21 protein-coding genes are annotated in these 26110 nt (G+C 68.9%); 6 read left to right on the top strand and 15 right to left on the bottom strand.

Annotated features, from left to right (window positions below):
• Window positions 1-189: 189 nt before the first annotated feature.
• The 3 genes from ACFC96_RS31630 to ACFC96_RS31620 all read right to left on the bottom strand — a co-directional run bounded on the left by ACFC96_RS31630 (window position 190) and on the right by ACFC96_RS31620 (window position 5130).
• Window positions 190-1608, bottom strand: a complete 1419-nt coding sequence (locus ACFC96_RS31630; RefSeq protein ID WP_376615325.1) for a sensor histidine kinase — start codon at window positions 1606-1608, stop codon at window positions 190-192.
• A 6-nt stretch (window positions 1609-1614) separates the two neighbouring features.
• Window positions 1615-2367 carry a response regulator transcription factor gene (locus tag ACFC96_RS31625; RefSeq protein ID WP_376265550.1) on the bottom strand — a complete coding sequence of 251 codons (753 nt, stop codon included), beginning with the start codon at window positions 2365-2367 and terminating at the stop codon, window positions 1615-1617.
• A 1872-nt stretch (window positions 2368-4239) separates the two neighbouring features.
• On the bottom strand, window positions 4240-5130 hold the full coding sequence (locus tag ACFC96_RS31620) for a sodium-dependent transporter (protein ID WP_376615518.1): 891 nt from the start codon (window positions 5128-5130) through the stop codon (window positions 4240-4242).
• Window positions 5131-5605: 475 nt separating this feature from the next.
• On the opposite strand from ACFC96_RS31620, the gene ACFC96_RS31615 reads away from it, so the two are divergent.
• Both ACFC96_RS31615 and ACFC96_RS31610 read left to right on the top strand, forming a co-directional pair.
• Complete coding sequence (locus ACFC96_RS31615; RefSeq protein ID WP_376615323.1) at window positions 5606-6436, top strand: IS5 family transposase; 831 nt, start codon at window positions 5606-5608, stop codon at window positions 6434-6436.
• Window positions 6328-6786: an ATP-binding protein gene (locus tag ACFC96_RS31610; protein ID WP_376615516.1), complete on the top strand. Its 459-nt coding sequence runs from the start codon at window positions 6328-6330 to the stop codon at window positions 6784-6786. Before ACFC96_RS31615 ends, ACFC96_RS31610 begins: the two co-directional genes overlap by 109 nt.
• 51 nt (window positions 6787-6837) lie before the next feature.
• Here ACFC96_RS31610 and tgmB read toward each other — a convergent pair whose 3' ends face one another.
• From tgmB to ACFC96_RS31560, 10 genes are all read right to left on the bottom strand, one after another.
• On the bottom strand, window positions 6838-7818 hold the full coding sequence (tgmB, locus tag ACFC96_RS31605) for an ATP-grasp ribosomal peptide maturase (RefSeq protein ID WP_376615321.1): 981 nt from the start codon (window positions 7816-7818) through the stop codon (window positions 6838-6840).
• Complete coding sequence (gene tgmA, locus ACFC96_RS31600; RefSeq protein WP_376265676.1) at window positions 7818-8117, bottom strand: putative ATP-grasp-modified RiPP; 300 nt, start codon at window positions 8115-8117, stop codon at window positions 7818-7820. Before tgmA ends, tgmB begins: the two co-directional genes overlap by 1 nt.
• Before the next feature lie 309 nt (window positions 8118-8426).
• Window positions 8427-9701, bottom strand: coding sequence for a hypothetical protein (locus ACFC96_RS31595; RefSeq protein ID WP_376265539.1), 1275 nt, complete (start codon window positions 9699-9701; stop codon window positions 8427-8429).
• Window positions 9702-9739: 38 nt separating this feature from the next.
• Entirely contained in the window at window positions 9740-11008 is a 1269-nt protein-coding gene (locus tag ACFC96_RS31590) for a sensor histidine kinase (RefSeq protein WP_376615319.1), read from the bottom strand.
• Window positions 10999-11652: a response regulator transcription factor gene (locus ACFC96_RS31585; protein WP_376227796.1), complete on the bottom strand. Its 654-nt coding sequence runs from the start codon at window positions 11650-11652 to the stop codon at window positions 10999-11001. Before ACFC96_RS31585 ends, ACFC96_RS31590 begins: the two co-directional genes overlap by 10 nt.
• 1068 nt (window positions 11653-12720) lie before the next feature.
• The gene (locus tag ACFC96_RS31580) at window positions 12721-13446 is read right to left on the bottom strand and encodes a response regulator transcription factor (RefSeq protein ID WP_376265534.1); all 726 of its coding nucleotides are present in this window, start codon (window positions 13444-13446) and stop codon (window positions 12721-12723) included.
• 56 nt (window positions 13447-13502) lie between these two features.
• Entirely contained in the window at window positions 13503-16151 is a 2649-nt protein-coding gene (locus ACFC96_RS31575) for an FtsX-like permease family protein (protein ID WP_376615317.1), read from the bottom strand.
• Window positions 16148-16810, bottom strand: coding sequence for an ABC transporter ATP-binding protein (locus ACFC96_RS31570; RefSeq protein WP_376615315.1), 663 nt, complete (start codon window positions 16808-16810; stop codon window positions 16148-16150). The genes ACFC96_RS31575 and ACFC96_RS31570 overlap by 4 nt, the downstream gene beginning before the upstream one ends.
• Window positions 16797-17516 (bottom strand): ABC transporter ATP-binding protein, encoded by a 720-nt coding sequence (locus tag ACFC96_RS31565; RefSeq protein ID WP_376615514.1) that lies wholly within the window; start codon window positions 17514-17516, stop codon window positions 16797-16799. The genes ACFC96_RS31570 and ACFC96_RS31565 overlap by 14 nt, the downstream gene beginning before the upstream one ends.
• A gap of 5 nt (window positions 17517-17521) precedes the next feature.
• Window positions 17522-18160, bottom strand: coding sequence for a hypothetical protein (locus ACFC96_RS31560; RefSeq protein ID WP_376615313.1), 639 nt, complete (start codon window positions 18158-18160; stop codon window positions 17522-17524).
• Window positions 18161-18319: 159 nt separating this feature from the next.
• On the opposite strand from ACFC96_RS31560, the gene ACFC96_RS31555 reads away from it, so the two are divergent.
• Window positions 18320-19654, top strand: coding sequence for a histidine kinase dimerization/phospho-acceptor domain-containing protein (locus tag ACFC96_RS31555; protein WP_376615311.1), 1335 nt, complete (start codon window positions 18320-18322; stop codon window positions 19652-19654).
• Here the strand turns inward: ACFC96_RS31555 and ACFC96_RS31550 are convergent.
• Complete coding sequence (locus ACFC96_RS31550; protein WP_376615309.1) at window positions 19584-20087, bottom strand: RHS repeat domain-containing protein; 504 nt, start codon at window positions 20085-20087, stop codon at window positions 19584-19586. The genes ACFC96_RS31555 and ACFC96_RS31550 overlap by 71 nt on opposite strands.
• 93 nt (window positions 20088-20180) lie before the next feature.
• Entirely contained in the window at window positions 20181-21170 is a 990-nt protein-coding gene (galE, locus tag ACFC96_RS31545; RefSeq protein ID WP_376615307.1) for a UDP-glucose 4-epimerase GalE, read from the bottom strand.
• A 274-nt stretch (window positions 21171-21444) separates the two neighbouring features.
• On the opposite strand from galE, the gene ACFC96_RS31540 reads away from it, so the two are divergent.
• From ACFC96_RS31540 to ACFC96_RS31530, 3 genes are all read left to right on the top strand, one after another.
• The gene (locus tag ACFC96_RS31540; protein ID WP_376615512.1) at window positions 21445-23670 is read left to right on the top strand and encodes a CDP-glycerol glycerophosphotransferase family protein; all 2226 of its coding nucleotides are present in this window, start codon (window positions 21445-21447) and stop codon (window positions 23668-23670) included.
• Between the two features lie 63 nt (window positions 23671-23733).
• On the top strand, window positions 23734-25413 hold the full coding sequence (locus tag ACFC96_RS31535) for a glycosyltransferase family 2 protein (RefSeq protein WP_376615305.1): 1680 nt from the start codon (window positions 23734-23736) through the stop codon (window positions 25411-25413).
• A 435-nt stretch (window positions 25414-25848) separates the two neighbouring features.
• The coding region (locus ACFC96_RS31530) for a S24/S26 family peptidase (RefSeq protein WP_376615303.1) at window positions 25849-26110 on the top strand (262 nt) is incomplete at its 3' end.

The following is a 26110-nucleotide window of genomic DNA, read 5'->3' as shown; positions in this document are numbered from 1 at the left end:
AGTGCTCACCTCACGCTGGGTGCGTTGCTGATGTGCCGATGCCCCCATGGTGCGAAACCGTGGGTGAGGCGACCGTGTACGCCCGATGTGAGCCCTGACATGTGACGCCGGTGCGGCTGGCTCTGGGGGTCTTCCAGTCTCGTGCAGGCTCTGAGGTTGCGCGGTCTGCGGATCGCTCGTGCGTGCCAGTCAGGTTTTGTCAGGGCCTGAGGCGAGGGGGAGCTCCAGGCGGACGCGGGCGCCGCCGCCCGGTGCATTGTCGGCGGTGGCCGTGCCGCCGTGGGCCTGTGCGATGGCACGCACGATGGCCAGGCCCAGTCCCGCGCCGCCCTCGTGCCGGCTCCGGGCGGCGTTGGCGCGGCGGAACCGTTCGAAGGCGTGCGGCAGGAAGGCCCGCGGGAAGCCGGGGCCGTGGTCGCGGACCTCGATCACGGCGCGTGCGTCCGGGCCCGGGCCGCGGAGTGTGAGGCTGACGTCGATGTCGCTGCCGTGGGGGGCGTAGCGCAGCGCGTTGTCGAGCAGGTTGTCGACGGCCTGTCGCAGCCGGTCCGGATCGGCCACCACACGTACGCCGTCGTCGGTCCGTAGGCGCACCCGCACACTGCGGGTTGCCGCGCGGGATGCGGCTGACCGCACGGCGGCGGCGAGCAGTTCGGCGGGTGCCAGCGGCTCCGGACGAACGACGGGCCGCCTCTCGTCGGTCCTGCTCAGCAGCAGCAGATCCTCGGACAGCCGGATTAGCCGGTCGGTGTCCTGAGCGGCGGCGGTGACCGCGGCGACGAGTTCATCCCTGGTGCGGCCGGGCTGCCCGGCCAGTTCCAGCTCGGCCTTCAGGGTCGTGAGCGGGGTGCGCAGTTCGTGGCCCGCATCGGCGGCGAAGCCGCGCTGCTGGGCCAGGGCTTCGGCGAGCCGGTCGAGTACGTCGTTCATGGTGGCCGCGAGCGTCGCGATCTCGTCGTGTGTGGCGGGTGCCTCGAGCCGCGCTCCGGTGTCCTGCTCGGTGATCTCCGCAAGCCGTCTGCGCATGCGGTCGACTGGGCGCAGCGCCGAACCCGCCAGCCAGTATGCGCCGAGACCGGCGGCGAGGACGGCGGGCGGACCGCCCAGCAGGAGGGCGTCGCGCGTGTGCGCGGTCGCGGCGTCCGCGACCCGCGTGCTGGAGCCCACCACGACGACGACCGGTTTGTCGTCGTTCGTGGCCGGCACGGCGAGCATCCGGTAGTCCTGGTCCTCCACCGAGGCGGTGAACCTGACGTCCTTCCGGGTTGCCGCCTGTGTCTGTGCCACGTCGGCCAGGGGGCGTCTGCCCGCGCCGTCAGTGAAGGCGAGCAGCCGGCCGTCGGGCGCGAGCACCTGGGCCACGCGCTCGGCTCCGGCGCCGGTGCCGAGACCTCCGTCCGGGTCACGCGCGGACGGAGGTGGCAAGGCAGGGAGCGGTCCCGTGACCGCCAGCCGGACCACCTCCGCGTCGGCCTGGGCGCGTAGGCTCGCCCCCAGGGAGTCGTCGAGTCCAGCCGTCAGCCGATGCAGGAAGACGAGCCCAGCGGCCGCGATCACCAGGGCCGTGCCGAGGGCGAAGATCAGTGTCAGGCGCCACCGCAGGGGCATCCTGGCTCAGCCTCCCGGCACGGACCCGGCGCCCGGTGACGTGGGCCTGACCGGCGGGTGTGCTGGGGGTGACGGGGGCGCCGGCTCGTCGGGGGCGCGCAGTCGGTAGCCCGCGCCGCGGACCGTCTCCAGGTGGGAGGTTTCGTTGGGCTCGTCGACCTTGCGCCGCAGATAGGCCACGTACTGATCGACGACGTTGGACACCCCGTCGCAGGGAAAGTCCCACACGTGTTCCAGGATCCTGGTCCGGGTCAGCACATCGCCAGGGTGCCGCAGGAACAGCTCCAGGAGCGCGAACTCCTTCGGCGACAACTGGAGCTCGGCCGCGCCGCGCCACACCCGTCGGCTCGCCGGGTCCATCCGCAGATCCCCCACAGTGATGAGCGCCGGTCTGGGATGGGCCCCGCGGCGGACCAGCGCCCGCAGCCGGGCGAACAACTCGGCGAAGCTGAACGGTTTCGCGAGGTAGTCGTCGGCGCCGGCATCCAGACCCTGCACCCGCTCGCCGACCGAGCCCAGCGCGGTGAGCACCAGAACAGGGGCCCAGCAGCCGTCGGCTCGCAGCCGACGGCAGACCTCGAAACCGTCGAAGCCCGGCAGCATCACGTCCAGGACGATCAGATCGTAGGGCACCTCGACGGCTTGCCAGACCGCCTCCGGACCGTCAACGGCCACGTCAACGGCGTACCCCTCCTCTGTCAGCCCGCGCCGCAGCAGCTCGGCCGTGCGGACCTCGTCCTCCACCACCAGCACCCGCATGTCTCCACCGTAGGAGCATCACGAACGCACCACACGTCGTACGACGCCGTCCCGGCCGCGGAGCACAACTGCGGGGACCTCGGCAGCCACAGTCACCCGCGGCCGCGACGGTCCAGCAGACAGCGCCCCAGGACGACGCCGGCACTCCCGTCACCGGAGACACCGGCACCACCACCCCCAGCACGACCACCACCAGTAGCAGTAGCTTCGGTAGCAGCGGCTCCGGCTCGAGGGCATACAAGTGCGCCGGACACTGGTGGAGGGCGTTTTCTACTGAAACGTCCGGTACGGCGGCAGCAGCGCCGGCTCCGACAGTAGTAGCAGCACTACCACCACGACCACCACTCCTCCTCCCGACACCACTCCTCCTCCCACCAAGCTCCGCACTCCAAGGTCCTCGCCAGATACCTCGAAGTCAGTGGGAGGACAACCCGTCCGCCCTGCTTGGCAATGATGATCTGGTCGTGGCCCTTGAGTCGGGAGGACGTCGCGAGCCCGCGGCGCGGACTGTGGCCCGTGAACCGGATCTCGATCCCGGCGCGTTCGCCGGCGCGGGTGATGACGTCGCCGATGGACTCGGGCTGGAGCCCGAGTCCACGCGCGCCCGGTTGGCCACCGACACGATGTAGGGAGCCGAGGACGTCGACGACGCGGTTCTCCTGCCAGCCCTCGCCGTCCTCGAAGTAGCCCTCCGTGGCGGCGGAGTTGTCGCCCCATCCGCCCTGTCTGGCGATCTCCTTGCGGTCGTTGCTTGCGCGCTTGGAGCTGGTGGCAAGGCCTCGGCGGGGGGAGTGGCCAGTGGGCCAGAAGCCGAGGTCGGCCCAGGTGCCGAGCCCCCATGCGAAGGCGAAGAGCCATGCGGCGGGACCATGGGCGGCAACTTTGGTCGGTGTCTCACGCTCTCCCTCCTTTCAAGGGCATCTACGACCTCGCGCCGCTGAACAAGGTCGAGTGTGCCGTCGTAGATCACGTGGCAGAGGGCGTCGATGTGGCTCCGCACCGGGCACTGCTGGGCCGGGAGCCGAACGGCACCTTGAGCCGGGCGACCTTGCCGTCCATGCAGTCGAGGATGAACGACAGGTGGGCGTCCGCGTCAGCGACGGTCGACCAGTGGCCGGGGTCGCGCCGAGTTCGGCGCCGTCGAAGTGCAGGCCGCGCAGAACCAACAGCCCGTCGGCAGTGTCCACCGGGCGATGCGTATGGCGCACCGTGCCGGACAGTTGGGCGCTGGCGGAGGGCGGAGCGGCGAGCAGTTCGGGCGAGGTGGCGGAGCCGTACTCGGCCAGAAGCTTGACGGCGACGGTGCTCAGTTCAGCTGCGGCAGTGGCGTCGAGAGAGCGTACCGGGGCAGGGCAGGCGGGCACGATGGCACCTTCCAGGGCTCGTCCGCTGCCTTTCAAGTGTTGCTGAAGTCAGTCGCCAAAGGCACCGACTTGGTCACCGCTGCGACTCTGGCGGGATCCTCCGTCAGAAGCCTCTCTCGCCTGCGCCGCTCGCACCCGGTGGTGAACGCTCTGGTGATGGCCGCCTGCAAGGCTCGTCCCGGGCGTGGGAAGTCCGCCCGGCCAAACGGGCCGCGCTACAGGCTGGTTCGCCTCGACTCGCCAGAGCGACCGGAGGGTGACTAGCGGGCGCACCACCCATGCGCAGCTGTCCCAAGCAACTTGCCCTTGCCGCCCAGACTCCCGTCGTCTTCTCGACCCTCCGTGTGACTGCTGCTCGACGTGCACTGTCCTCACGCTGAAAGCCTTGAACAGGTCATGGACTCCCTCGCCCGTTACGGACCGGTCACCACCTCACTCGTCCTGCGCAGCTACCCGCCCAAGTCGTTGCCAACGGCACCGTCAACAACGTCCTGACCCACAACAACAGTCAAGGCGCAGACAGCGCCGAAGAAGCCCGGCGTACCACGAGCCCGGCGAAGGTCTTCTGCACCAGCCCGTAGGCGAGGACGGGCATGAGCAGGTAGGGCTTGTCCGGCATTGACGCTGTGATCAGGACCGCCCCCGCACTGCTGTTACTCATCCCACATGCCAGCGCGAGAGACGACCGCCCACCCTCACTTAACCGCAGCACGACGCCGGCCACATGACCCAGCACAAACGCGGCGCCGCACACCGTCGAAGCTGCCGTCACCGCGGCACCCATCAGCAACGGGCGCGGATGGACCAGGTAAGTCCCCAGTGCCCCACTGGCGTTGACGTAGGTCGTGGCCAGGGAAGCGAGCAGGGCCAGCAGAGTGACGCAGCCTTCCAAGGCGTCCGCCCGCGCTACAGCGATCACGAGTCGGCAGAGCACGCCCGCCGCGCAGGGCACAACGATGCTGGACATGGCAAAACCGCCATGAGTCAACTGCGCCGCGACAGCCAGAGTATGGGCGTAGGGGCCATGCAAGAAGACCGTCAGCGAGCCGATGACGAGTGGTGTGGTGACAGGGCTGAGGAGCGTGGACCCTAACACTGTTGCCACCATGGCTGGTTGGTCGCCGGAGCCCTTGGCCGTCCATACCGTGGCGTTGGCCGCCACGGGCATGGTCACGATCATCACCATCGCCGTGACGATGCCGCTCCCGTGGTCGGAATCCGGTGTTGCACGCATGAGAACGACGAGCAGAGGGATCAGTACCAGCGGCACAGTCAGGTGAAGGGCCAGCGCGGCAAGTAGAGCAAGCGGTTTACGAAGCAGCACCGCAAAGGCCCGCGGGCGGATCTGGAATCCGGCTGCGAAGAGCAGCACACCCAGGAACAGTGGCGGCACGTGCATCCTGAGGACCCCGAGCGTGTGCGGCTGGCGCAGCCACAGGCCGGGCCAAGGCATGAGAAGCGCCGCGGCGTACGAGGCGAGGACGGCACGGCCCAGACGGCCGCGCAGCCACCGTGTGCAGCGAGAAGCGGTGGAGGCGGTTGTAGGCAGCACGACTTCCTCGATGGTGCTCGTGTGGCGAGAGCGCGACGAGAACTGGCCGGTCGGCTATGCCTGCGTGGTCAAAGAACACATCCATCGCCTCATCCTGGGCAGGTTTGTATTCGGTATATGGCCGACATGCCTGGCACTCAGGATGTATTCAGGTTGTCGCTGGCACGGTCGCCTCATGACACAGGATGCATCGCACACGGCGTCTTTCGCCGTACCTCATCTGCTGGTACTGGTAGTTCAGTTCCACACCCGCGCCTACCGTCCGGCCGTCTACTAGGCCGTGTATCGAAAGTGGATCTTGGGCTGTGAATGATCACGGTTTATGGGTCGGGGAGATCTCACGGACGAGCAGTGGGCCGTGCTGGAGCCGCTGTTGCCGAAGGGTGCCAGGGCGGGGCGGCCGCCCGTCTGGCCTCGGCGGCAACTGATCGACGGCATACGGTTCCGTGTCCGGACTGGAGTTCCGTGGCGGGACGTCCCCGTCGAATACGGACCATGGGGCCGGGTCTACGACCTATTCCGCCGGTGGCAGCGGGACGGCACCTGGCACCGGATCCTCACTCGGCTCCAGTCCCTGGCCGACGCGAAGGGCGCGATCACGTGGGATCTGAGCGTCGACTCCACGGTGTGCCGCGCCCATCAGCACGCAGGCGGAGCTCAGAAGCAGGGCGACCAGCAGAAGGAGCCGCCGGGCGGCATCTTCACCGAGCCCCATGACCATGGGCTGGGACGTTCGCGCGGCGGGTTCACCACCAAACTGCACCTGGCCGTCGAGCAAGGTCAGAAGCCCATATCGTTCGTAATCACGGCCGGGCAGCGCGGGGATTCACCGCAGTTCGAATTCGTGCTGGAGAAGGTTCGCGTGCCTCGCATCGGGCCGGGCCGGCCACGCGTCCGCCCCAACCGGGTCCGCGCGGACAAGGCGTACGCCTCCCGCAAGAACCGTGCCTATCTGCGCCGCCGCGGGATCCGCTGCACCATCCCGGACAAGGCCGACCAGGCGCGCAACCGCCAGAAGCTCGGCTCCCGCGGCGGCCGACCGCCATACTTCGTCCCAGCCCGACCGGCAAAACCCACCTGGCAACCGGGCTCGGAATCAGAGCCTGTCAGGCCGGCCTCTGGGTCGCGTTCGCCACCGCCGCCCAGTGGGTGACCCGCCTCGCCGAAGCTCACACAGCCGATCGGCTCAGCGACGAGCTCACCCGCCTCGGCCGTATCCCGCTGATCGTGGTCGACGAGGTCGGATACATCCCCTTCGAACCCGAAGCCGCGAACCTGTTCTTCCAGTTCATCTGGGCGGCTTCGATGCCGCGGTGCGGCCAGTCGGTCCAGCCAGGCGACGACGTACCGACTGTTGCGGACGCCAGGGCCATCACCGGCAGAGCCGGAACCGTGCGTCGAACGGGGGCAGGGATGAGCGGGGGTCTGACGAGTGCCGGAATGAAGATCCGCCTCGAAGTCACGCGCTGGCAGATGATCTTGATACCGGACAACCGCCCGTGACCAGCACGAGAACACGATCAACGACTCACGCCAGCCCCGTGACCAGCGACTTCAAGAATGCGGATCTGCAGCGGCGCTTCCGGAGGCAAGCAGTTCGGCAAATGCTGTGGCGATCGGCAGCCCGGTCTCCGTCGCCAGCCAGCCCCATTGCCCGTTCGGGTTCAACTCCAGCCAATGCGATTCACCGTTCTTGTCGAGAGCAAGATCGAAGGAACCGGAAACGAGGCCGAAGTGACCGAGATAGTCCTGCAAAGTCTGGCTGAGACGGTCCGGCAGGTTCACCACGCGGTAGGAGAGCGCCGAGTAGTCCTTACGCCAGTCCAGGAGGCCGGAATCGATCCGCACCGCGAAGACCTCCTCTCCCACGACCAGCACCCTGAGGTCAGCGGTTTTGTCCACTCGAGCCTGGAACAGGTGAGGGGCTGCGCCGACACTCTCGTCCAGGTCGTCAACTGTCACCGGCTCGGCCCACGTCGTCATCCTGACGCCGTCCCGCTCGTAGGGGGTCCAGCGGAGCGTCTTGAAGATCACCTCTCGGTGAGCGGTGATGAACTCCCTCGCCTCGTCCAGGTCGTTGGTCACCAACGTAGGAGGCACCCGGAGTCCGAGACGTGCCGCCGTGGCAAGTTGAGCCACCTTGTAGTCGGCGGCGGCCATGCGCAAGGGATGGTTCACCCACAGTGGGCCGTCAAGGGCATACAGCGTGCCACCCAAGCCGTGGCGCACCTGTGCCGCCGCGAACCGCGCGTCGGAGTCGTCCAGGTGCGTGAACTCGGGCCAGCGAGGGCGGCGCCAGTACACCGAGCGCACCGCACCGAGTTCGGAGGTTCTGGACGGGGTGCGCAGGTGTCCGGCGACATGGGGCGAGAGGTCGTCGAACCGGGCCGTAACCGTCAGGCTGTTGCCGATGTCGGCGGGGTCGAACCTGGTCACCGGGCAACCGATCCGGTTGAGTTCGGAGATCACCATGTCTGCGGTGACGTCGGCTGCCTCGGTGGCCACCAGCACCGGTCGCTCCTCGGGCCTGGGCATCAGATGTCTCGGTACTCGTCCGAGTCCATATCGCTGTTGGAGTCGCTGTCGCTGTCCGAATCGCTGTCGCTGGAGTCGACCATGGCGGTAGACGTGGAGTTGTACGTGGACGTCATCGAGGACGTGGGGTTGCTTGTGCTCTGCCGGGTACGATCCTCGTCCATCTTGACTATCCGCCCCGACGCGTCTCGGAACACGCCAAGTTGTGTGGCCGGGTCGATGCCCACCGCAGTGAACGGCATCTTCACCGTGGTCGGGTAGGGCCCAAGCCTGGTGGCTCCCCATGGGCGGTCGGCCATTCCGGGAATTGCGTTGTCCATCTCGTCCGCACTCCTGTCAGTGAGCGTGAGAGGCCCAGCCTCGAAATCGTGCCCCAGAAGTTCTCGGATCGGAAGAGCGCCTGCTTCTTGCGCATTCGCCGCCACCACGACTGACAGTGAGGATTGGCCATGGCCCCGCTCGGGGGTCTGCGGACATGCGCGGGCTGCCACAGGCGGGCCCGGCCCGCGCGGTCCGGAGCTCGACGGGGTGTGCCGGCGCGGGTTTCGGCGCAGCCCGGCACACTGAGCCCGTCGGCCGGTTGGGCCGACCGGGCGCTGGGTGGTCTGTCAGCCCATATCTGTCAGGAGAGCGTTCAGTTCCTTTTCCTGCTCTGCCGGAGACATCGGCGGGTTCGAGTGGTCGATGCCGAAGGTCTTGAGCACCTTGTCCATCTGGGCGTCGATGGATGTCCAGCCGGTCTGATCCAGCGGCTGCAGCGAGGCCTGGTCGGCGTCCCACAGGTCACGCAGCGACTGTGCCTCCGCATGCGCGCCGGTCGCGTTCCCCGAGCGGGCGTCCTTGAGTGAGGTGGAGGCGAGGGCCTTCAGCGCGGCGACCTTGGCGGGCGGGAACTCCTTCACCGCCTCGCCGGGAGCCATCTGGACGGCGGAGGTGTTGTCTTCTTCCGGCGCCGGGCCGACGTGTGGCTGCCCGTGGGCCCAGACCAGCAAGCCCGCGGTGGCGACGGCGAGCAGTCCGAAGCCGGCCAGCGCGACGCGCTCCTTGCGCGGGTCGCCGGTGGCGTCGGAGGCGTGCGCCACCTCGTAGGTCTCGGCCACGTCAGAGCGCGTCACCGTCAGGTAGACGACCGTCGCCAGGATGAGGCCGAGGAAGATCAGGCTGGTGGTGAACGTGCCCAGCGCGAGACCGGTCGGTTCGCCCGGGCTCTGGGCGACCTTGGGGGAGGCGAGCCAGTCACCGATGTTCGCGCCCAGCGGGCGGGTGAGGATGTAGGCGAGCCAGAAGGACAGCACCGGGTTCGCGCCGAACCGCCACAGGGCCGTGATCGCCGCGATGAGACCGAGCGGCAGCAGCACCGAGGCGCCCGGGCTCCAGCCGGTCAGTTCCAGCGTCCAGTCGCCGGTCGCGGTGCCGAGCGCGAAGGTGACGAGAACGGCGAGCCAGTAGAACGACTCCCGCGGCAGCGTGGTGACGGAGTGGATCGACAGCGTGCGCTCGCGCAGCCACCAGATGCCGAAGACCACGGCGAGCAGGACCGAGAACACGGCGGAGCTGATCCACAGCGGCACGTTGAGCTGGTCGGTGAGGATGTCGGTGTACAAGGTGCCCGTGACACTGACGACGACCACGGTCAGCCAGTAGGGAAACGGGACGTACCGCTTCAGCCGCAACTGCACGGCCAGGACGACCACGAACACCGCGGTGAAGATCCAGGCCGTGTTCACCAGGCCGACGCCCAGCTTCATGTTGATCCAGTCGGCGAAGCTCTCGCCCACGGTGGTGCACAGGATCTTGATCACCCAGAACCAGATGGTGACCTCGGGGACCTTGTTGAGCATGAGGCGCCCGCTCCGCGGGGGCGCTTCCGTTGTCGTTGTCATGCAGAGAGGTTTACGCGGAGAACCTGCAAGCAACCTGACTACGTGACCGCACGCGCGGCCGGGAGCGTCACCTCGACGTGACCGAGGCCGTCCGCGATCGCGCGGACCTCCACACCGGCCGAGGCGGCGATGCGCCGGACCACCGGCAGCCCGAGCCCGTATCCGTCGCCGCCGGTCACACCCGCCTCGAAGACCCGGTCGACGTCCGCGGGATCGAACCCGGGGCCGTCGTCCAGGACATCGACCACGATCGCCTCGCCCTGGTTGCGCGCGGTGATCCACACACGCGACCGCGCATGCCGTAGGCCGTTCTCCAGCAGGGGCGACAGCAGTGACACCGCGACGTCGGGCGCCACGGCCACCTCGATTTTCGAGAAAAAGGCGACCTCGACCGCGCGGCCGGCGATCGCCTGCCGCGCGGCGGAGCGCAGATCACACCGGGTCCCCTCGTCCGTCCGTGCGCGCGCGGCACGCAGAAGCGTCGTGATCGCCGTATCGAGGCGCTCGACCTCGCTCAAGACCGCCTCCGGCGCCACCGGCCCGCCGGCCAGCTGCGCCAGCTGCGCCTCGCCCCGCAGCACCGTGAGCGGTGTCCGCAACTCGTGGGCGATCTCATCGGTGAGCCGGCGCTCGTCCGCCAGCGCGTTGTCGACGCGCTCCAGGAGGCGGTCCAGGGTCTGTCCCAGTTCGCCGAACTCGTCGCGGGGCACTCCGAGGTTGAAGCGGCGCCCGGGTTCGTGATGGCCCCAGTCGTCGGCGAGGGCGGCCATCTCGTGCACGACCCGCAGCGCGCGGTGCACCACGAGGTGTGCGACACCGCCGGCGAGGAGGATCGTGAGGCCGCCCAGTATCAGGGACAAGGTCAGGCTGCGCTGTTCGGATGTCTCGTAGGGCGTGAGGTCCACCCGGACGATCACCATGACGTGGTGGCCGTCGACGGGGACCTCCCGCGCGTACAGGAGGTAATTGCCGACCGACGCGGTCTGCGATCGCCCCGAGTCCGCCAGCTCCTCGACGCGATCGACCAGGCTCGGGGGCACGTTCCCGTCGAGCAGGCGGCCGTCGGCGTACACCCAGGCGACCTCGTCCAGCGCCTCGCTGCCGTTCTCCATGAGCACGACCCGGCCGCCCTTGGCGGTGACGTTCGCCGCGACCGCCTCGGCACGGGTATGTGCCAGGTCGTGCGCGTCGGCGTCCGTCACCCGGCTCAGCAGCACGTGCGAGACCACGACCAGGATCGCGACCACGGCGGTGGCGATCAGCACGGTGAGGGCGACGACCCGCTTACGGAATCCCGTCACTGCCATCGGTAGCCCACGCCGCGGACGGTCGCCAGACGCTCGGCCACACCCAGCGGACCGAGCTTGGTCCGCAGCCGGCGCACATAGGAGTCGAGGGTGTTGTCGCTGACCTGCGCCCCGTGTGGCCAGCCGGCAGCGATGAGGGCGTGGCGGCGTACAGCGTCGCCCTGCGAGGCGATGAGGCGGCCCAAGAGCCGGAACTCGGTCGGGGTCAGGCTCATGCTCACCGAATCGTAGGTCACCACGTGCTTCGCAGGATCGAGGACGACCTCGCATGGTGCGGGCGCCACGGTGGCCCGGCGCAGCAGAGCGCGGATGCGGACCAGTAGTTCCGGGATGTCGAAGGGTTTGGTCATGTAGTCGTCGGTGCCGGCTTCGAAACCGCCCACCTTGTGATGGAGGCCGTCCAAGGCGGTGAGCATCAACACCGGCACGTCGACGCCGCGAGCCCGCAGGGCCAGGCAGACGTCGCGGCCGTCGGCGTCCGGCAGCCCGAGATCCAGGACGACCAGCTGGGGCGCCGGTACGAGCTGCCGCAGTAGGCTCTCGGCCGTGGCGGCGACGGAAACGGTGTGGCCGTCGTACTCCAGGGCACGCTTGAGAACGCCGCGGACCGCCGCGTCGTCTTCGCACACCATGATGAAAGCCACGTGCTGACCCTAGATACTCCCGTTCCAGTTCTCCATCTGCGCTGATCAGCCGCCTGACGGTCGGGAGCAGTCCGATGGTGCCGCATGCCCCTGCCCTGCCATGAAGCCGCGACTGTCCGGTGCGACCGGCCGAGCACCGCAGCAACGGGGGCGCCGTCCCGATAGCCGCCGTGGCATCCGCCCAGCCGCGACCCGCCGCGGACTCACCGACCCCGCTACCCGCAGATCCGGTTCCTCCGATGAGGCACCCGCCATCCCCGCCCCACACTCACCCCTGCAGGGCTGCGGTGATCCCGAGCATGGATCGACGACACTTCGGGCGGCCCGCACCCGCCATCGACAGTGGCGCCGTCTGCGGCGGGTCCGGCTTCGTATGGCGGCGCAGCAGCGGGGCGAGGGCTGACGGGTGTCCGGGGGACCGCGTAGGCAGCGTTCTCGTCGGCGCCGATTGGGCAACCGCGTGACACCGGACGGGCCGACAAGTTCCGCCTTGGCCTGATCCAGTTCGAGCGCGAGCTCCACGTTGATCATCCGCATCGTCTAGTTCTCGTCTGTTCCTGACGAAGTCGGCCCAGCTGGTGCCGGCGGCGCGGGCCGTCTCGATCAGTCCTGGCTCCCAGCCCGCGAGCTGTTCGCGCAGCATGAGCAGGGCGGCCAGGGCCCCGACGGAGCTGACCTGTTCCGCTTCTGCCCGCGGGGATTGCGCGTTCTGGGCGCCGTGGACCGCCTTGCTCATCGCTTTCAGCGCCGCAGTGGCGGCGAGGAATGGGACGGGCTTGCTGGCCAACGCGAGGTTCGGCGGCGCCACGGTCGCCTTCGTCGGCGCGACGCTCAGCAGGATGTCGTTTGAATGGGGGTTCTGATCCCGTCCTGGCGGGCGCCTAGACCGCCCTCGTTGCGTGTGCGTCGAAGACGCTGGTGTGTCGACCCGGCTGGCATCTTCCGGCCTGGATCGCACTTTTGTGAACGGCCGAAGTTGAGTACTTGTCCCGCCTCACTGACGCGATGAGCAGGTCGGAAACTAACACCGTGGATCCGTCCCTGTCCGTTCCGGCTACCTCCGCGGCATCAGCGCTCCAAGCGGTATCCGTGTCCCCTCAGCGTGGTGATGTGGGGCAGGCGCGCGTGCTGGGTGGACGCGGTGGCTGCCTGGGTGAGGCGGCGGCGCAGGCTGGCCATAGTGACATCGAGGGTCTTGGTGGAGCCGAACCAGTTCTCGTCCCACACCTCGGCCATCAGGGTCTCTCGAGGGATGGCCTCGCCGGTGTGCTGGGCGAGGACGGCAAGCAGGTCGAACTCTTTCGGGCGCAGGGGGACCTCCTCCTCGTGGAGGAGGCAGCGGCGGGCCGTGGTGTCGAGGACGAGGTCGGCCAGGCGGATGGGGTCCTGCGGCGGCGAGGTTGCGGCGCGCCGGCGCAGGTGGGCCCGGAGGCGGGCGAGGAGAACAGTGAGGCTGAAAGGCTTGACGAGGTAGTCGTCGGCTCCGGCATCAAGACCGGCAATGACGTCGATGTCGTCGGTGCGGGCGGTGAGAATGATGATCAGCAGGTCGGGGTGGCGCGTGCGCAGGGCGCGGGCGATGTCCAGGCCGTCCATGTCGGGCAGGCCCAGGTCGAGGAGCAGAACGTCGTACGGACTGTGTGCTGCCTCGGCTAGGGCAGCGATACCGGTGCGGCTCCATGTGACGGCGTAGGCGTTGCTGCGCAGACCGGTTTGGAGGTGGCGGCCGATGGTGTCGTCGTCTTCGACGACAAGGACCCGGTGTCGGCTGCTGTCGGAGGTGGGCGTGCGCATGCCGAACAGCCTAGAAGCCTGCCGGGCGGGCTGCCTTGCGGCCGTGTCTGCGCCCGTCACAGATCGCGGAGCTCTTCCACAGCGGGCCGGCGTGCGCTGCGGATGCCGTTGAGGGCGGCGGCCAGTATGGCGGCCACAGCGGCGCCTGCCGTCAGGGCCAGGTAGGCGCCTGGCACCGAGAGGCTCGCGGGCGGGGGGTCGAAGACACCGGTGAGGACCTTGACCAGCATCTGCGACAGCGCCCACCCGATGACCGCCCCTCCGGCCAGCCCGCCCGCGGCAAGCAGCAAGGCCTCGGTGAGGACCATGCCGCGCAACTGACCGCTCCGAGCGCCTAGCACGGTAGCGATAGCGAAGGTGCGACGGCGTTCTGCGAGTCCGAGGGCCAGGACGAGCCCTCCGGCCCCGGCAGCCAACAGCACGGCGAAGGCGAGTTCGATGCGAGTGAGTCCGGCCAGGTCGACGGAGGTGAGGCTGGTGCCGACGGTGCCGCGGGTCTGGGTGAGGTCGGTGACGGTTGCGCTGGTGCCAAGCCGGCTGCGCAACTGCGCGGCGATCTGCTTCTGGTGGGTGGCACCGGTGTCGAGGAGGAACGCGCCAACCGAGTCGCTGCCAGTCGCCTTCGCCACGTAGGCGGCGTTGGCGACGAAGAAGCTGTCCTTCGGCGCGGTCGGGAATTCCTTGACGATGCCGGCGTAGTGGAACGGCACCGTGCGCAAGGCCTTGGTGCGCGTGTCCTGGACGCGGAGGTTGAGGGTGTCACCGGGCGTGAGCTGGAAGTCCTTGACGGTCTCCTCGCTGACCAGCAGGTTGTCGGGGCGCTGGGCGAGGCGGCGCATGAGTTGGTCGGCGGTGCCACCGGCGAAGTAGGCGTCTTGGAGTGAGGTGGCCCGTGCGATGGTGCCGGGGCGGACGCCGTAGAGGTCCTGCAGATCGGAGCCGACGTAGGCGAAGCGGTGCTGGACGGGCTCGACGTGCGAGACGCCGGGGACCCGCAGGCCGCTTTCCGCGCCTGGGGGGACGTGGGCGCCGGGAGGTTCGGTGACGGTGACGTCGGCGCCGTTGGTCAGTCGGGCGTCGACCTCGGCCTGCTGCCGGTAGGTGGAGTTGAAGACTGCGGTGGAGATGGCGAAGGACACCGCAAGGGCAAGCAGCACCACCGAGCGGGCCAGCGGGCGCCGGCGCCTGGTCACCACAGCTGCCGTGGTTCCCGCCAGGGTCGTGGTGAGCGGGCGGGCGAGACGGGCCAGCGCCGGACGGCCGAACCCCAGGGCCAGCAGGGTCACACGCCAGACCAGCAGCGCGGCCCCGATCCATAGCAGGGCTGGGCCGAGGAACGCCCAGTACGACACGGAGAGGGTGGGCACGCCCTCGGGTGCGAGCACGAGGGCGTACTGGTTGCCGGAGGAGGCACGGAAGACCAGCCAGGAGCCGATCAGCAGTGCGAAGTCGACGCCGTACCGCATCCACCAGGGCGAGCGGGTGCGCCCCACACCGGCCTCTTTGCGCGTGTCGGCAACGGTGACCGAGCGAAGGTCGCGCAGGGCGGGGACGAGTACCGCGCCGGCAGCCACGGATGCGCCGAGGACGAACGCGAGCACGTACCAGACGGCCCAGGTCCCTGCGCCCGCGCCGAACGATATGGCGCCGAAAGCGAACCGTCCGGTCAGCGCGGCGATGCCGAGACCGACGAGCCCGCCCACGATGGCGACTACGGCGGCCTCCAGGCCGGCGAGGCCGGTGATCTGACGGGGGCGCAGTCCGCGCAGCCGCAGCAGGCCCTGTTCCTGGCGGCGCCGCTGGCCGCCGGCCGAGGCGACGGCGGCCGTCAGGGCGGCAGCCAGCAGGGCGCCGGGGACGCCGAGGAAGAGGAAGAGGATCTGGGCGTAGAGGGCGTCCTGGCGTGCAGAGTCGAGGGCGGCCCCGAGGTTGTTGCCGACCAGGGCGGCGCCCGCCGACTTGGCCTCCAGGTTGTGGGCCGCGCCCGTAATGCTGGTGAAGGCAGCTGCCGGGTCGGAGGGCAGGTTGGCGTCGCGGGCCACGTGGATCTGGGTGGTGACGTTCGGGGCGCCGTGAGTGAAGGAGGAGAAGCGTTCTGCGGGCAACAGGACGACGTTGTCCGGAGGCGCAGTCGGCTGAGACTGGGCGGGGGCCCCGACCTTCTGGAACAGGGAGTCCGCCTGGGGCAGGTCGACGACTCCGTCCACCCGGACCTGCCGCACCCCGGCACCCGGCAGCTGGACGCCGACGGTGTCGCCGGGTGCCGCATGGAGGTTGGACGCCGTCTGCTGAGCCAGCAGAACCCCGGTGGAGGCCCCGGACAGAGGGCGTATCGCGTCGGGGAACAGGGCCCGGTACCCGGCGGGCAGGCCGAGCACCATGCCGGGGCCCGTGGTCTGCGTGCTGCCTTGCACGCGCGCGGTGAAGCCGCTGGTGCGGGCGAATCCGACCCGGAGGGCGGCACGGGTACCAGGCGTCTTGCGGACCAGGGACACAACGGCGTTCGGATCGGCGCCGGGCTGCACCTCGACCTGCCAGGCGACGGCGACCGAGCGCACGGCGCGCTGAGTCATTGTCGCCTTGGAGGCGGTGAGGAAGGAGCCGAGCGCTGCGACGAGAGCGACGGCGAGCGCGATCCCGGCCATTGCAGCCAGGAGCCGTCCGGTGCGGTGACGTGCCAGGCCACCCGTCCACGAGATGATCACGATGCTTCCTCCGGGGCGAGCAGCCGTCCGTCGTGCATGGCGCGCCGGATGGTGAGCCGTGCGGCGATGGCCGGGTCGTGGGTGGTGACGACGAGAGCCGCTCCGGTGCGGTCGGCGGCGGTCAGCAGGGCGTCCACGACGCGGGCGCCGGTAGCGTGGTCGAGTCGGCCGGTGGGCTCGTCGGCGAGGATCAGGCGCGGTGCCTGCGCCAGGACGCGGGCCACCGCGACCCGCTGGGCCTGCCCCCCGGAGATCTCCTCGGGCAGCCGGCCGGCGAGGTCATTTGCGTCGACCAAGCGGAGGGCCTCGCTGACCGGCAGGCGGGTCTCCGCCTCCGTGTGGCCGGCGAGCACCAGCGGCAGGGCGACGTTCTCGGCGACGTCGAGGGCCGGGATGAGGCTGTCGGCCTGGAAGATGATGCCGACGGCGGACGAACCGTCGAGGCCAGGACGGCTGACGCTACCGCTGGTGGGGCGTTCGAGCCCGGCCAGCAGATGCAGCAGCGACGACTTCCCCGACCCGGACGGGCCGACGATGGCCAGCCGGTCCCCGGGCCAGATGTTCAAGTTGGCGCCGTGCACTGCCACCACGGCCGTCGCGCCCCGCCCGAAGGTCAGTGCCGCGTCCTGGCAGGCGACGAGCATCTCACCGCAAGACATGGCTCATTTCCTTCCCGCCCGTTTCCTGGGCCCGGCCGTCGCTCAGCGCGACCACCCGGTCGGCGACACGGACGGCCTCGACGCTGTGCGTCACGATCAGCACCGCGCTGCCGTCCAAGGCCCGGTCCCGCAACAGGCGCAACACCAACTGCTCGCTCTCCCCATCGAGTTCACCAGTCGGTTCGTCGGCCAGCAGGACGGCAGGCGAATTGGCGAGGGCCACGGCGAGCCCTGCCCGCGCCAGTTCACCGCCGGACAACTGCCTCGGCAGTGCACGTCCCTGGTGACCGATCCCCACCTGCTCCAAAAGCGCCTCGGCAGTTACAGCGGGACGGCCACGCACCGCGCGCTGGGCCAAGCGGATGTTGTTGCGCACGCTCAGGTGCGGCAGCAGGTTGCGGGTCTGCAGCAGGACGCCGACGTGACGAGCGCGCAGTCGCGCCCGTTCGGACTCCGGCCGATGGCTGATGCGCACGCCGTCTACTCTGACCTCGCCGCCAGACGGCTCGTCCAAGCCGGCCAGGCACGCCAACAACGTGGACTTGCCCGCACCGGAGGGCCCGACGACGGCGACCGTCTCGCCCCGCCGCACCCGCAGCGACACACCGCGCAGGGCGAGGGTCTCTTCCTCACCCGCCCGGTAGAAGCGGTACAGATCACGCGCGCTGAGAACGTCATCCTCGTTGCACGACGGCGCGGCGGTCATCACGCTCACCGCCACATGAAGGAGTCGCTGACGATGCGCCACGGGTCGACGTTGTCGGCGCCCGCCGGGCCGGACAGCGTCAGATCCACCTCATGACCCTGGCGAAAGAAGACGTACCGCTCAAAGGCGTCCCGCACCACCTTCCCAGTGACCGGGTCCTTGGCGGAGTCGCCCTGGTAGGTGAGCCTGACGACGAGACCGGTATGCCGCTTCACCTCCGAGACCTTCGGATGGGCGAACTTAGGCACCTGGGACCTGAGCTGCGGAACGACCGTGTTGGTGACCGAGCCGGTCGTGGGAGCGGCCGGAGCACTGGCTGTGGTGACGCGGACCGTGTTCAGCTTGTCCGTGAACACGGTCGTAGGCCCCTTCTCGGTGCGTGCCCAGCCTTCAGGCACCTTCACCGTGAAGCCGCTGAACCCGCTGGCCGGCCGGAAGGGAACGTACACCTGGTTGTCGGGAATGTCGCCAGGCGGATTGGACTCCGTGGGCGCCGGGTTCGGCTGCCCACCTCCACCGCCGGACGAGACGGAAGAGCCCGTCGAGGCCGCCCCGGCATGCGACCCGCCGCCGGAACAACCGGCGACAGTCACCGCTGCGACCAGCGCCAGACCGGCCGCTGCCGTACTGCGTGCATGTGCCATGGCCACTGCCCTCCTTCGAGGCCTGAGACCGACTGGGGCCGGTCATGGCACCGACGCTAGGAGGCGGCCGGTTAACGCCCCTCCCGCCGACGGTTAGACGACGGCAAAAGCGCGTGGCGCGCCCGCCGCGGCAGGCAGGAAGGAGCGCAGGATGAGGGCATGAGACAGCGTGTGGTGCGAGTCGCCCTCACCGCCGCCCTGGTCGCCGTGGTCCTCCTCGCCGTGCCCCTGGCCCTGGTCATCAGGTCCTCCCTGTACGCCGACCAGCGCGACACCCTGGAACGAGCGGCACTGTCCGGTGCCGTCCGGGTCAGCCCCGACTACTCGACCGGCGACCCGGTGGAGCTGGCGGCGCCTCCCGTCGGCGGGCGCCTCGGAGTGTATGACCCTCAGTCGCGCCTGCGAGCGGGCAGCGGCCCCCGCACCGGTGACGCGGCCGTGCGCCGGGCACTCGAGGCGGAGGTGGTGCGTAGCCACTCAGGCGACGACCTGGTCGTCACGGTGCCGGTCTCTCATGCCGAACACGTGATTGGGGCAGTGCGCGCCTCCTCACCCGCCGCCGCCGTACGCAACCGTGTCCTTGCCGCGTGGGCGGTCCTCGCAGGTGCCTGCGCCCTCGCGCTCGCCGTGGCAGTCTTGATCGCCCGCCGCCAAGCACGACGGCTGGCCGCACCCCTGGAGGACCTCTCCCGCCATAGCCAGGCGGTCACCGCCGGCAACCTCGGGGCCCGGGCCGCTCCCAGCAGCATTGCCGAGATCGACCAGGTTGCCCGCACCCACAACGAGATGCTGCACAGTCTGACCGAACTCCTGCGCCACGAGCGCGACTTCACCGCCAACGCCTCTCACCAGCTGCGTACCCCGCTGACCGGACTGCAGCTCACCCTGGAGGCGGGACTCGGCCGGGACGACGACGCCGGGAAGCGGGACGCCCTGGCGGAGGCGCTGGCCACCACCCGCCGTCTGCACGGCACCGTCGAGGAGGTGCTGCGGCTGTCCCGTTCCCGCGGTCTTACGCACTCCGCTGCCCCGGACACCTCGGTGCAGCGGCTCCTGGAAGAGATCGAGGAACGCTGGCACGGGCCGCTCGCCCGTGACGGCCGACGCCTGGAATGTGAGATCTATGACGCGCCGGGCGATGTCCGAGTCCCGGGTACCCCTGTCTCCGAGATCCTCGGCATCCTCGTGGACAACGCACGTGTCCACGGGCGCGGCACCGTCCTCCTCGGAGTGAGGGATCTCAACGACGCGCTCGCCTTCGACGTTGGCGACGAAGGCATCGTGCAAGGCGAGGTGGCCCGGCTGTTCGACCGCGGTCACACCGGTGACGGCAGGGGAACGGGGATCGGCCTCGCACTCGCCCGCGACTTGGCCGTGTCCCTCGGCGGCAGACTCTCCCTGTCCAGCGGCCATCCGGCCACGTTCACCCTTCTCGTCCCGGTGCGTCAGGACGGGATCGAAGAAGATGACGAGGCCACCGCGGGATCCGACTGAGAGGTCGACACCACCAGTGCGAGTGGTGCTGCTGACGGGCCATGCCTTTCGCCAAGAGCGCGCGCCAGACCCCCGTAGGAGCACGTGCGCCTCGCACCATCCAGGCGGCGGGGGCAGCAATCTCAGGCCTCGACCACTGCCTCTCCGCGGCCCTGTTCGCCGCCGCCTTCGCAGCAGTGGCGGATGCGCACTTCATCCCGGGCCTGGAGCTTGTCTGGAGATTCTGGATCTTTGGCACTCCCGACTTGCTTGACCGGCTGGTAGCGCGTGTTGTGCCCGTGACGGTCTCGGGCGGGCAGATGGCCGGCCGGGTCGTACGGGCGGGTGAGGTCACGCCGGTCAGCTGGCCTGCGCTGTCGTATGTGTAGCGGATGGTTCGGCCCGCGACCACGCAGCTTCCACCGGACCGGAGTTGCAGCAAATACTCAGGCATTAAACGACTGCGCCCCAGCCCCTCTCCGAGCCGATGGCCCGCCGCCGATACCCCGATGGGCGGCACATACACCGGCACTGCTGCGTCCGGCCGTCAAGCTCCACCGTGGCGGAGGCGCCAGCCCGCCCACGCAGAGGCGATCATCTCGTCGACGTCGTACCGCGCGGACCAGCCCAGTTCCTTGATGATCAGATCCGCGGAAGCGACGACCCGTGCGGGGTCGCCGGGGCGGCGGGGCCCGGCCTTCGGGACAAGGCCGGCGCGGCCGGTGTGGGCGCGGATGCGGTCGACCATCTCAGCCACGGAGACCCCTTCACCGCGGCCGATGTTCACTGTCAGGTCCCCCGCAGGGCCGCTCGCACCGTTCTTGATGAGACGGCGCGCGGCGGCGAGGTGGGCGGAGGCGATGTCCTGTACGTGGATGAAGTCGCGTACGCACGTGCCGTCGGGGGTGGCGTAGTCGTCACCGAAGATCCGGGGTGGCTCGCCCATGTCCAATTTTTCGAAGACCATCGGAATCAGGTTGAAGACGCCGACATCGGCGAGCTCGGGCGCGGCTGCACCTGCCACGTTGAAGTAGCGCAGGCAGACCGTGTCGATGCCGTACGCCGCACCGGCCGCGCGGACCAACCACTCACCGGCGAGCTTGGTCTCGCCGTACGGATTGATCGGCACGCAGGGAGTGTCCTCCGTGACGAGGTCCACATCCGGCATGCCGTACACCGCCGCGGAAGAAGAGAAGACGAAGTGCTGGATGCCCGCCGCCGCGCAGGCGCCCAGCAGGACCTCCAAACCCTGTACGTTCTCCCGGTAGTAGAAGAGTGGCTGCGCAACTGATTCGGGTACCTGCTTTTTCGCGGCGAGGTGGACCATACCGGTCACGCCGTATTCCGTGATGGCCGCATCAAGCGCCGCGCGGTCCAGCGTGGAGCCCTTCACCAACGGTATATCCCGCGGCAGCCGAGCGGGGATGCCGGTGGAGAGGTCGTCGAAGACGACCACCCGCTCTCCGGATTCCGCCATGGCACGCGCGACGTGTGCCCCGATGTAGCCGGCTCCGCCTGTGATCAACCACGTCGTCATGAGCGCCACCCTAACGACGGGAGCGACACGGTCCGATGCCACGTGACCTCGCTCGTTGATCTCCTAGCCTTGCGCTTCCCTTTTTCTTTCCTCTCTCTCACCTGGTCTTTGTGGGGTGTTGCGTAGCGTGTTCAGGACGATGTGCGCCGCGCGGCACACAGGTGTGTCCAGCGGCATACGCCGCCGCACGATTTCAGCACCTGAACCACCGAGATCTCATTGCCTCTCGAACATCACCCGCATTGGTCCCGTCTCCACCAGGAAAAGTCACTTCATGACCTTGTTCAGCGTCGTCGTCACCGCCCTCAATGCGCAGGGCTACCTCCGGGAGTGCCTCGAGAGCGCTCTGAACGGGGCATCTGCCGAGACCGAGGTCGAGGTCGTCGTCGTCGACAACGCCTCGACAGACTCCAGCAGAGCCATCATCGACGAGTACGCCGAACGGGACGAGCGAGTGCGGGCCGTGCGTCTGCCACGTCGACTGCCGGCCGGTGCCGCGCGCGTGGCCGGAGCGCAGCACGCTGGCGGAGACTACGTGCTGTTCCTGGAGGGACACGATGCCTTCCTTCCTGATGCGCTCGTGGCGCTGGCCCGCCGCGCTGAAGAGACCGGAAGGCCCGACGTGATCGTCTTCGACCACGTCCGTTCGACCTGGTCCGACTCCGTGATCAGCAGCGGCGACGGGCGGCTGCTTATCGCCCCCGGCAGCGACGTCTTCACCATCGAGGCCCAGCAGAAGATGCTGAACCTGACGCCGACGCTCGCCAATCGCGTGCTGCGCGCCGACTTCTACGCCGCGCACCCGGAGTTGTTCGGCCAGGACGAATACACCGAGGTGCTCCCGGCGATCGGCTCTCTGCTCGCCGCTGAACGGATCGCGGTCACCGAGGCGGTGTTGGTGCGCCGCAATGCGCACGAGGTACCGCTGGGTGAGGAAGGACATTCCAACCTCTTCCCACAGTACGAGGTGCTATGGAAGCTGATCGGCTCCGGGCCCGCGATGACCGAGGCCGCTCGGATCGTCTTCAGCGGCATGGTCCGCCGCTATCTGCACGTGCTCACCCTGCCGGGGATATCCGACCGGCACCAAGCGCAGTTCTTCCACCGTGCCTCCGCGCACTTCCTGCGCTACAAGCCCGCCGGCTACCAGCGGCCCGCCAACCTCAACGGCGTGCGCCACGCCATGCTGGAGCGCGACTCCTACTCCGGCTACCGCGCATTGCAGCTCGCCAACCGCAAGCGCCGCGGCGCGCGCACATTCGTGGCCAGGGCCAGGAAGAAGGCCGCCGAGGTGGCGAAGGAGAGGGCGTACCGCGAGCAATTGCGCCATCCGATCGAGGAAGACCTCGCCGTCTTTTCCGCGTACTGGAGCCGCGGCGTCACCTGCAACCCCGGCGCGATCTCCGCCAAGCTCGGCGAACTCGCCCCGCAGATCCGCCAGGTGTGGGTGGTCCGGCGCGACGACGTGCCGCTGGTTCCGGCCGGCATCGACTACGTGGTACCCGGCTCGCGCAGATACTGGAGCGTGCTCGCGCGCGCCAAGTACATGGTCAACAACGTCAACTTCCCTGACTCAGTGATCAAGCGACCGGGTCAGATCCATGTTCAGACCCACCACGGCACGCCACTGAAGCGGATGGGCACCGACCAGATCCCTTACCCGGCCACCTCACGTGGCGTGGACTACGAGGCGTTGCTGGAGCGGTGCGCCCGTTGGGACTACAGCGTCTCCGCCAACCGGCATTCGACCGAGACCTGGTCGCGCGCCTACCCGGTACCGTTCACCTCGCTCGACTACGGCTACCCGCGCAATGACCCCTACTACAGCGCGACCGCCGAGGACGTGCTGCGTATCCGCGAACGGCTCGGCATCGCACCTGGCAGGAAGGCACTGCTGTACGCGCCGACGCACCGGGACTACGAGGCCGCTTGGACTCCGCGGCTCGACCTGGAGCGGTTGGCGAAGACCCTTGGTGACGATTTCGTCCTGCTGGTGCGCGGCCACTACTTCTACGACCGCGGCCTCTCTCCGCTACGGGAACTGCACCGGCGCGAACTGATCATTGACGTTTCCAGGTACGACTCCGTCGAGGAGTTGTGCCTGGCGTCCGACGCGCTGATCACCGACTACTCCTCGATGATGTTCGACTACGCCAACCTGGACCGCCCAATCGTGGTCTTCGCCGACGACTGGGAGACCTATTCCGTCACCCGTGGCGTCTACTTCGACCTCACTGAGCAAGCCCCTGGCGCGGTAGCCCTGAGTCAGGCCGATGTTGAGCGGGTTTTCCTGGACGGCGTCTGGCGGGACGATGCCGCAGCAGCCAAGCGGGCCGAATTCCGGCGCAGATTCTGCGAGTTCGACGACGGGCATGCCGCCGAGCGGGTCGCGCGCCACGTCTTCCTCGGACAGGCGGCTGTCCCGCCGGTGATTCCGCTCGACCAGCGCGTGCCTGCCCCGACCCCCGAGTCGGCCGCTGCCACCGTTCCGTCCGCGTAGGTGAGGTCCGTGACCCGCTTCGCCCCCGACTTCACTCACCGAGCAATTGCCTGCGGAGGATCTATGGCCAAGGCGGCCCCCGACGTCACCGTCACAGTGATCGTGTATAACGACGCGGAGCGACTGCCGCGCGCGGTGGACTCGTTGCGCCGCCAGAGCCTGCGCAACATCGAGATCATCATCAGTGACGACCATTCCACCGACAACACCCCGGAAGTGGCACGGGTGTTGGCGGCTCAGGACGACCGCATCATCTACCACCGCCTGCCGGAGAACAGTGGTGGGTGCAGCGCCCCGCGCAACGCGGCGATGGAGATCGCCCGGGCACCGCACCTGATGTTCCTCGACAGCGACGACACACTCCCCGAGCGGGCTTGCGAGACCCTCCTGGAGGCGCTGCGTGCCGACAGTGAGGTTGACTTCGCGATGGGTGCCGTCGAGCGGGTCCGCGCCGACACTGGGGCCCTCTCCTACTGGCACCCGCACCTGTTCGAGCGCAAGCGCACGGTGCTTGGCATCCGCCACGAGCCCAGCGTGCTGTTTGAGCACCTGTCGACCAACAAGATGTACCGGCGGGAGTTCATCGACCGGCACATGTTGCGCTTCCCGCTCGGCATCCATTACGAGGACCAGCTGTTCTCGGCGCAGGCGTACTGCCTCGCCCGCGCCTTCACCATCCTTCCTGACCCGGTCTACCGCTGGTACATATCACCGTTCGAGGCCGCTGACGCGCTGTCCATCTCCAACCAGCGCCACCGCATCGAGAATGTCCGCGACCGGGTCCATGTCGCGAAGCTGATTGACGACTTCCTGGCCGACAGCGGTCACCAGGAGATCAAGACAGACAAGGACTTCAAGTTCCTCAGGCACGACCTGCGGATGTACACCGGCGATCTGCCGTACCGCACGCAGGACTGGGTCAAGCAGTTCAGCGAGGAGGTCTCGCCGTACCTCGACACTCTCGCCCCCGAGGCGTTCCAACGCCTGCCGCGAGATCAGCGGGTGGTCATCCAGCTGGTGCGCGACGGGCGTTACGAGGAGGCGCAGTTGGCGGCCCGTGGCATGGACCGGGCGGCCGGACCGCGTGAAGTCACGAAGGACGCCGCAGGGCGCGTCTATTGGGGTGCAGTGATCCCCGCCGACCCGGATTCCGCCCGAGAGCTGGAAATCACCGATCTAGCGCCGCGTAGCCGGCCGTTCCGCAACGCCCTGCTGCGACACGAGATCACCCGGGTCACGTCGGCTCCCGGCTCCCGCATCACCCTGGATGTGCGCACCTACGACCCGGGGAACCAGTTGCCAATGGGTCCGGTCGTGGGGACGATCCACCTCGCGCCCACAAGAAGACGACTCAGCACCTCCTTCCGGCTCGACCCGGCCCGCCCGGGGCTCTTCGAGGGCACCGTCACCATCGATCTCGGTGCAGTCCCGTTTCCGCTGCAAGGCTTCTCCGGGGTGCGCCATCCCGTGCTCACCATCTCCCAGAACCACCAGCAGAACACCGGAGTGATACTCGCCCCGCTGAACTTTCCCCCGCTGAGCAAGAAGGTCACCCACCGCCGCGGCATGGCCGAGCACCACGTCACCATCGAGCCCGAGGGCCACGGCGGCGGCCGTCTCAAGGTCACATGGAGGCGCGCGGGACTGCTGGCGAAGGCAGAACCGCACCTGCCCACGCTGCGCAAAGCCGTGGGTCCCGGCCTGCGCCAGGCGCGCGGTGTGATCCGCGGTCTTGCGAAGTAGGAAGCCGGTCACTTCCCGGGGTTACTGACTTCGGCCCGTCAGGGTGAGCTGGATCGTCGGTGGACAGGCCAGCGCCTGCTATGAAGCCGTTCGGCGACACAGTGGTCTTCCGCCGTCGCAGCAGATGCCGGCACTGATCCGTAGCACCACGGCACCACCTTGCCGTGGTGCGCCACCCTCGGCCGCACACCATGGCCTCCCGCTTTCCGGCCCTGGAGGTGTACCTGCCATGATGTCGCTCCACGGCCGCAGGGCCGATCGCGAGAGGGCGTCACGATGAGCGGGTGGGGATCGGGACCGAACGGCCAGCCGTATGGGTCGCCGGAGGGAGGGCAGGCTGCACCGCAGCAGGGCCAGCATGCCTGGCCCCAGTGGCAGCAGCCATGGCAGCCTCCCGCGCCCCCGCGACCGCGCGGCAGTCGTATCGCCCTGCTCGTGGCGCTCGGCGTCATGGCGGTCGGCGTGGTCGCGACCGTTGCCGGCATCCTCGTCCCCGCTGCCAGCAGTATCGGCTACCGAACAATGCAGATGTCAGGCACGTCGATGGAGCCCACCTACCGCCCGAGCGACAAGGTCTCCATCAAGAAGGCGGACGGCTCCGCCCTGCGCGACGGCGACATCGCCCTGTTCGACGGAAACGACTGGGGCGTCCAGGCCCCGCTCCTGAAACGGGTGATCGCCCGGGGCGGCGAGCACA

It is taken from the genome of Streptomyces sp. NPDC055955, from assembly GCF_042270245.1.
Taxonomy (GTDB): Bacteria; Actinomycetota; Actinomycetes; order Streptomycetales; family Streptomycetaceae; genus Streptomyces.
This window is presented reverse-complemented; position numbering and strand designations above follow the sequence as displayed.

Bases quoted from the DNA above. Each gene is read 5' to 3' on its own strand.
- ACFC96_RS31630 (WP_376615325.1), bottom strand. From the start codon at position 1,608: ATGCCCCTGCGGTGGCGCCTGACACTGATCTTCGCCCTCGGCACGGCC.
- ACFC96_RS31625 (WP_376265550.1), bottom strand. From the start codon at position 2,367: ATGCGGGTGCTGGTGGTGGAGGACGAGGTCCGCACGGCCGAGCTGCTG.
- ACFC96_RS31620 (WP_376615518.1), bottom strand. From the start codon at position 5,130: ATGCACGTGCCGCCACTGTTCCTGGGTGTGCTGCTCTTCGCAGCCGGA.
- ACFC96_RS31615 (WP_376615323.1), top strand. From the start codon at position 5,606: ATGGGTCGGGGAGATCTCACGGACGAGCAGTGGGCCGTGCTGGAGCCG.
- tgmB (WP_376615321.1), bottom strand. From the start codon at position 7,818: ATGCCCAGGCCCGAGGAGCGACCGGTGCTGGTGGCCACCGAGGCAGCC.
- tgmA (WP_376265676.1), bottom strand. From the start codon at position 8,117: ATGGCCGACCGCCCATGGGGAGCCACCAGGCTTGGGCCCTACCCGACC.
- ACFC96_RS31595 (WP_376265539.1), bottom strand. From the start codon at position 9,701: ATGACAACGACAACGGAAGCGCCCCCGCGGAGCGGGCGCCTCATGCTC.
- ACFC96_RS31590 (WP_376615319.1), bottom strand. From the start codon at position 11,008: ATGGCAGTGACGGGATTCCGTAAGCGGGTCGTCGCCCTCACCGTGCTG.
- ACFC96_RS31580 (WP_376265534.1), bottom strand. From the start codon at position 13,446: ATGCGCACGCCCACCTCCGACAGCAGCCGACACCGGGTCCTTGTCGTC.
- ACFC96_RS31570 (WP_376615315.1), bottom strand. From the start codon at position 16,810: ATGTCTTGCGGTGAGATGCTCGTCGCCTGCCAGGACGCGGCACTGACC.
- ACFC96_RS31565 (WP_376615514.1), bottom strand. From the start codon at position 17,516: ATGACCGCCGCGCCGTCGTGCAACGAGGATGACGTTCTCAGCGCGCGT.
- ACFC96_RS31560 (WP_376615313.1), bottom strand. From the start codon at position 18,160: ATGGCACATGCACGCAGTACGGCAGCGGCCGGTCTGGCGCTGGTCGCA.
- ACFC96_RS31555 (WP_376615311.1), top strand. From the start codon at position 18,320: ATGAGACAGCGTGTGGTGCGAGTCGCCCTCACCGCCGCCCTGGTCGCC.
- ACFC96_RS31550 (WP_376615309.1), bottom strand. From the start codon at position 20,087: ATGCCTGAGTATTTGCTGCAACTCCGGTCCGGTGGAAGCTGCGTGGTC.
- galE (WP_376615307.1), bottom strand. From the start codon at position 21,170: ATGACGACGTGGTTGATCACAGGCGGAGCCGGCTACATCGGGGCACAC.
- ACFC96_RS31540 (WP_376615512.1), top strand. From the start codon at position 21,445: ATGACCTTGTTCAGCGTCGTCGTCACCGCCCTCAATGCGCAGGGCTAC.
- ACFC96_RS31535 (WP_376615305.1), top strand. From the start codon at position 23,734: ATGGCCAAGGCGGCCCCCGACGTCACCGTCACAGTGATCGTGTATAAC.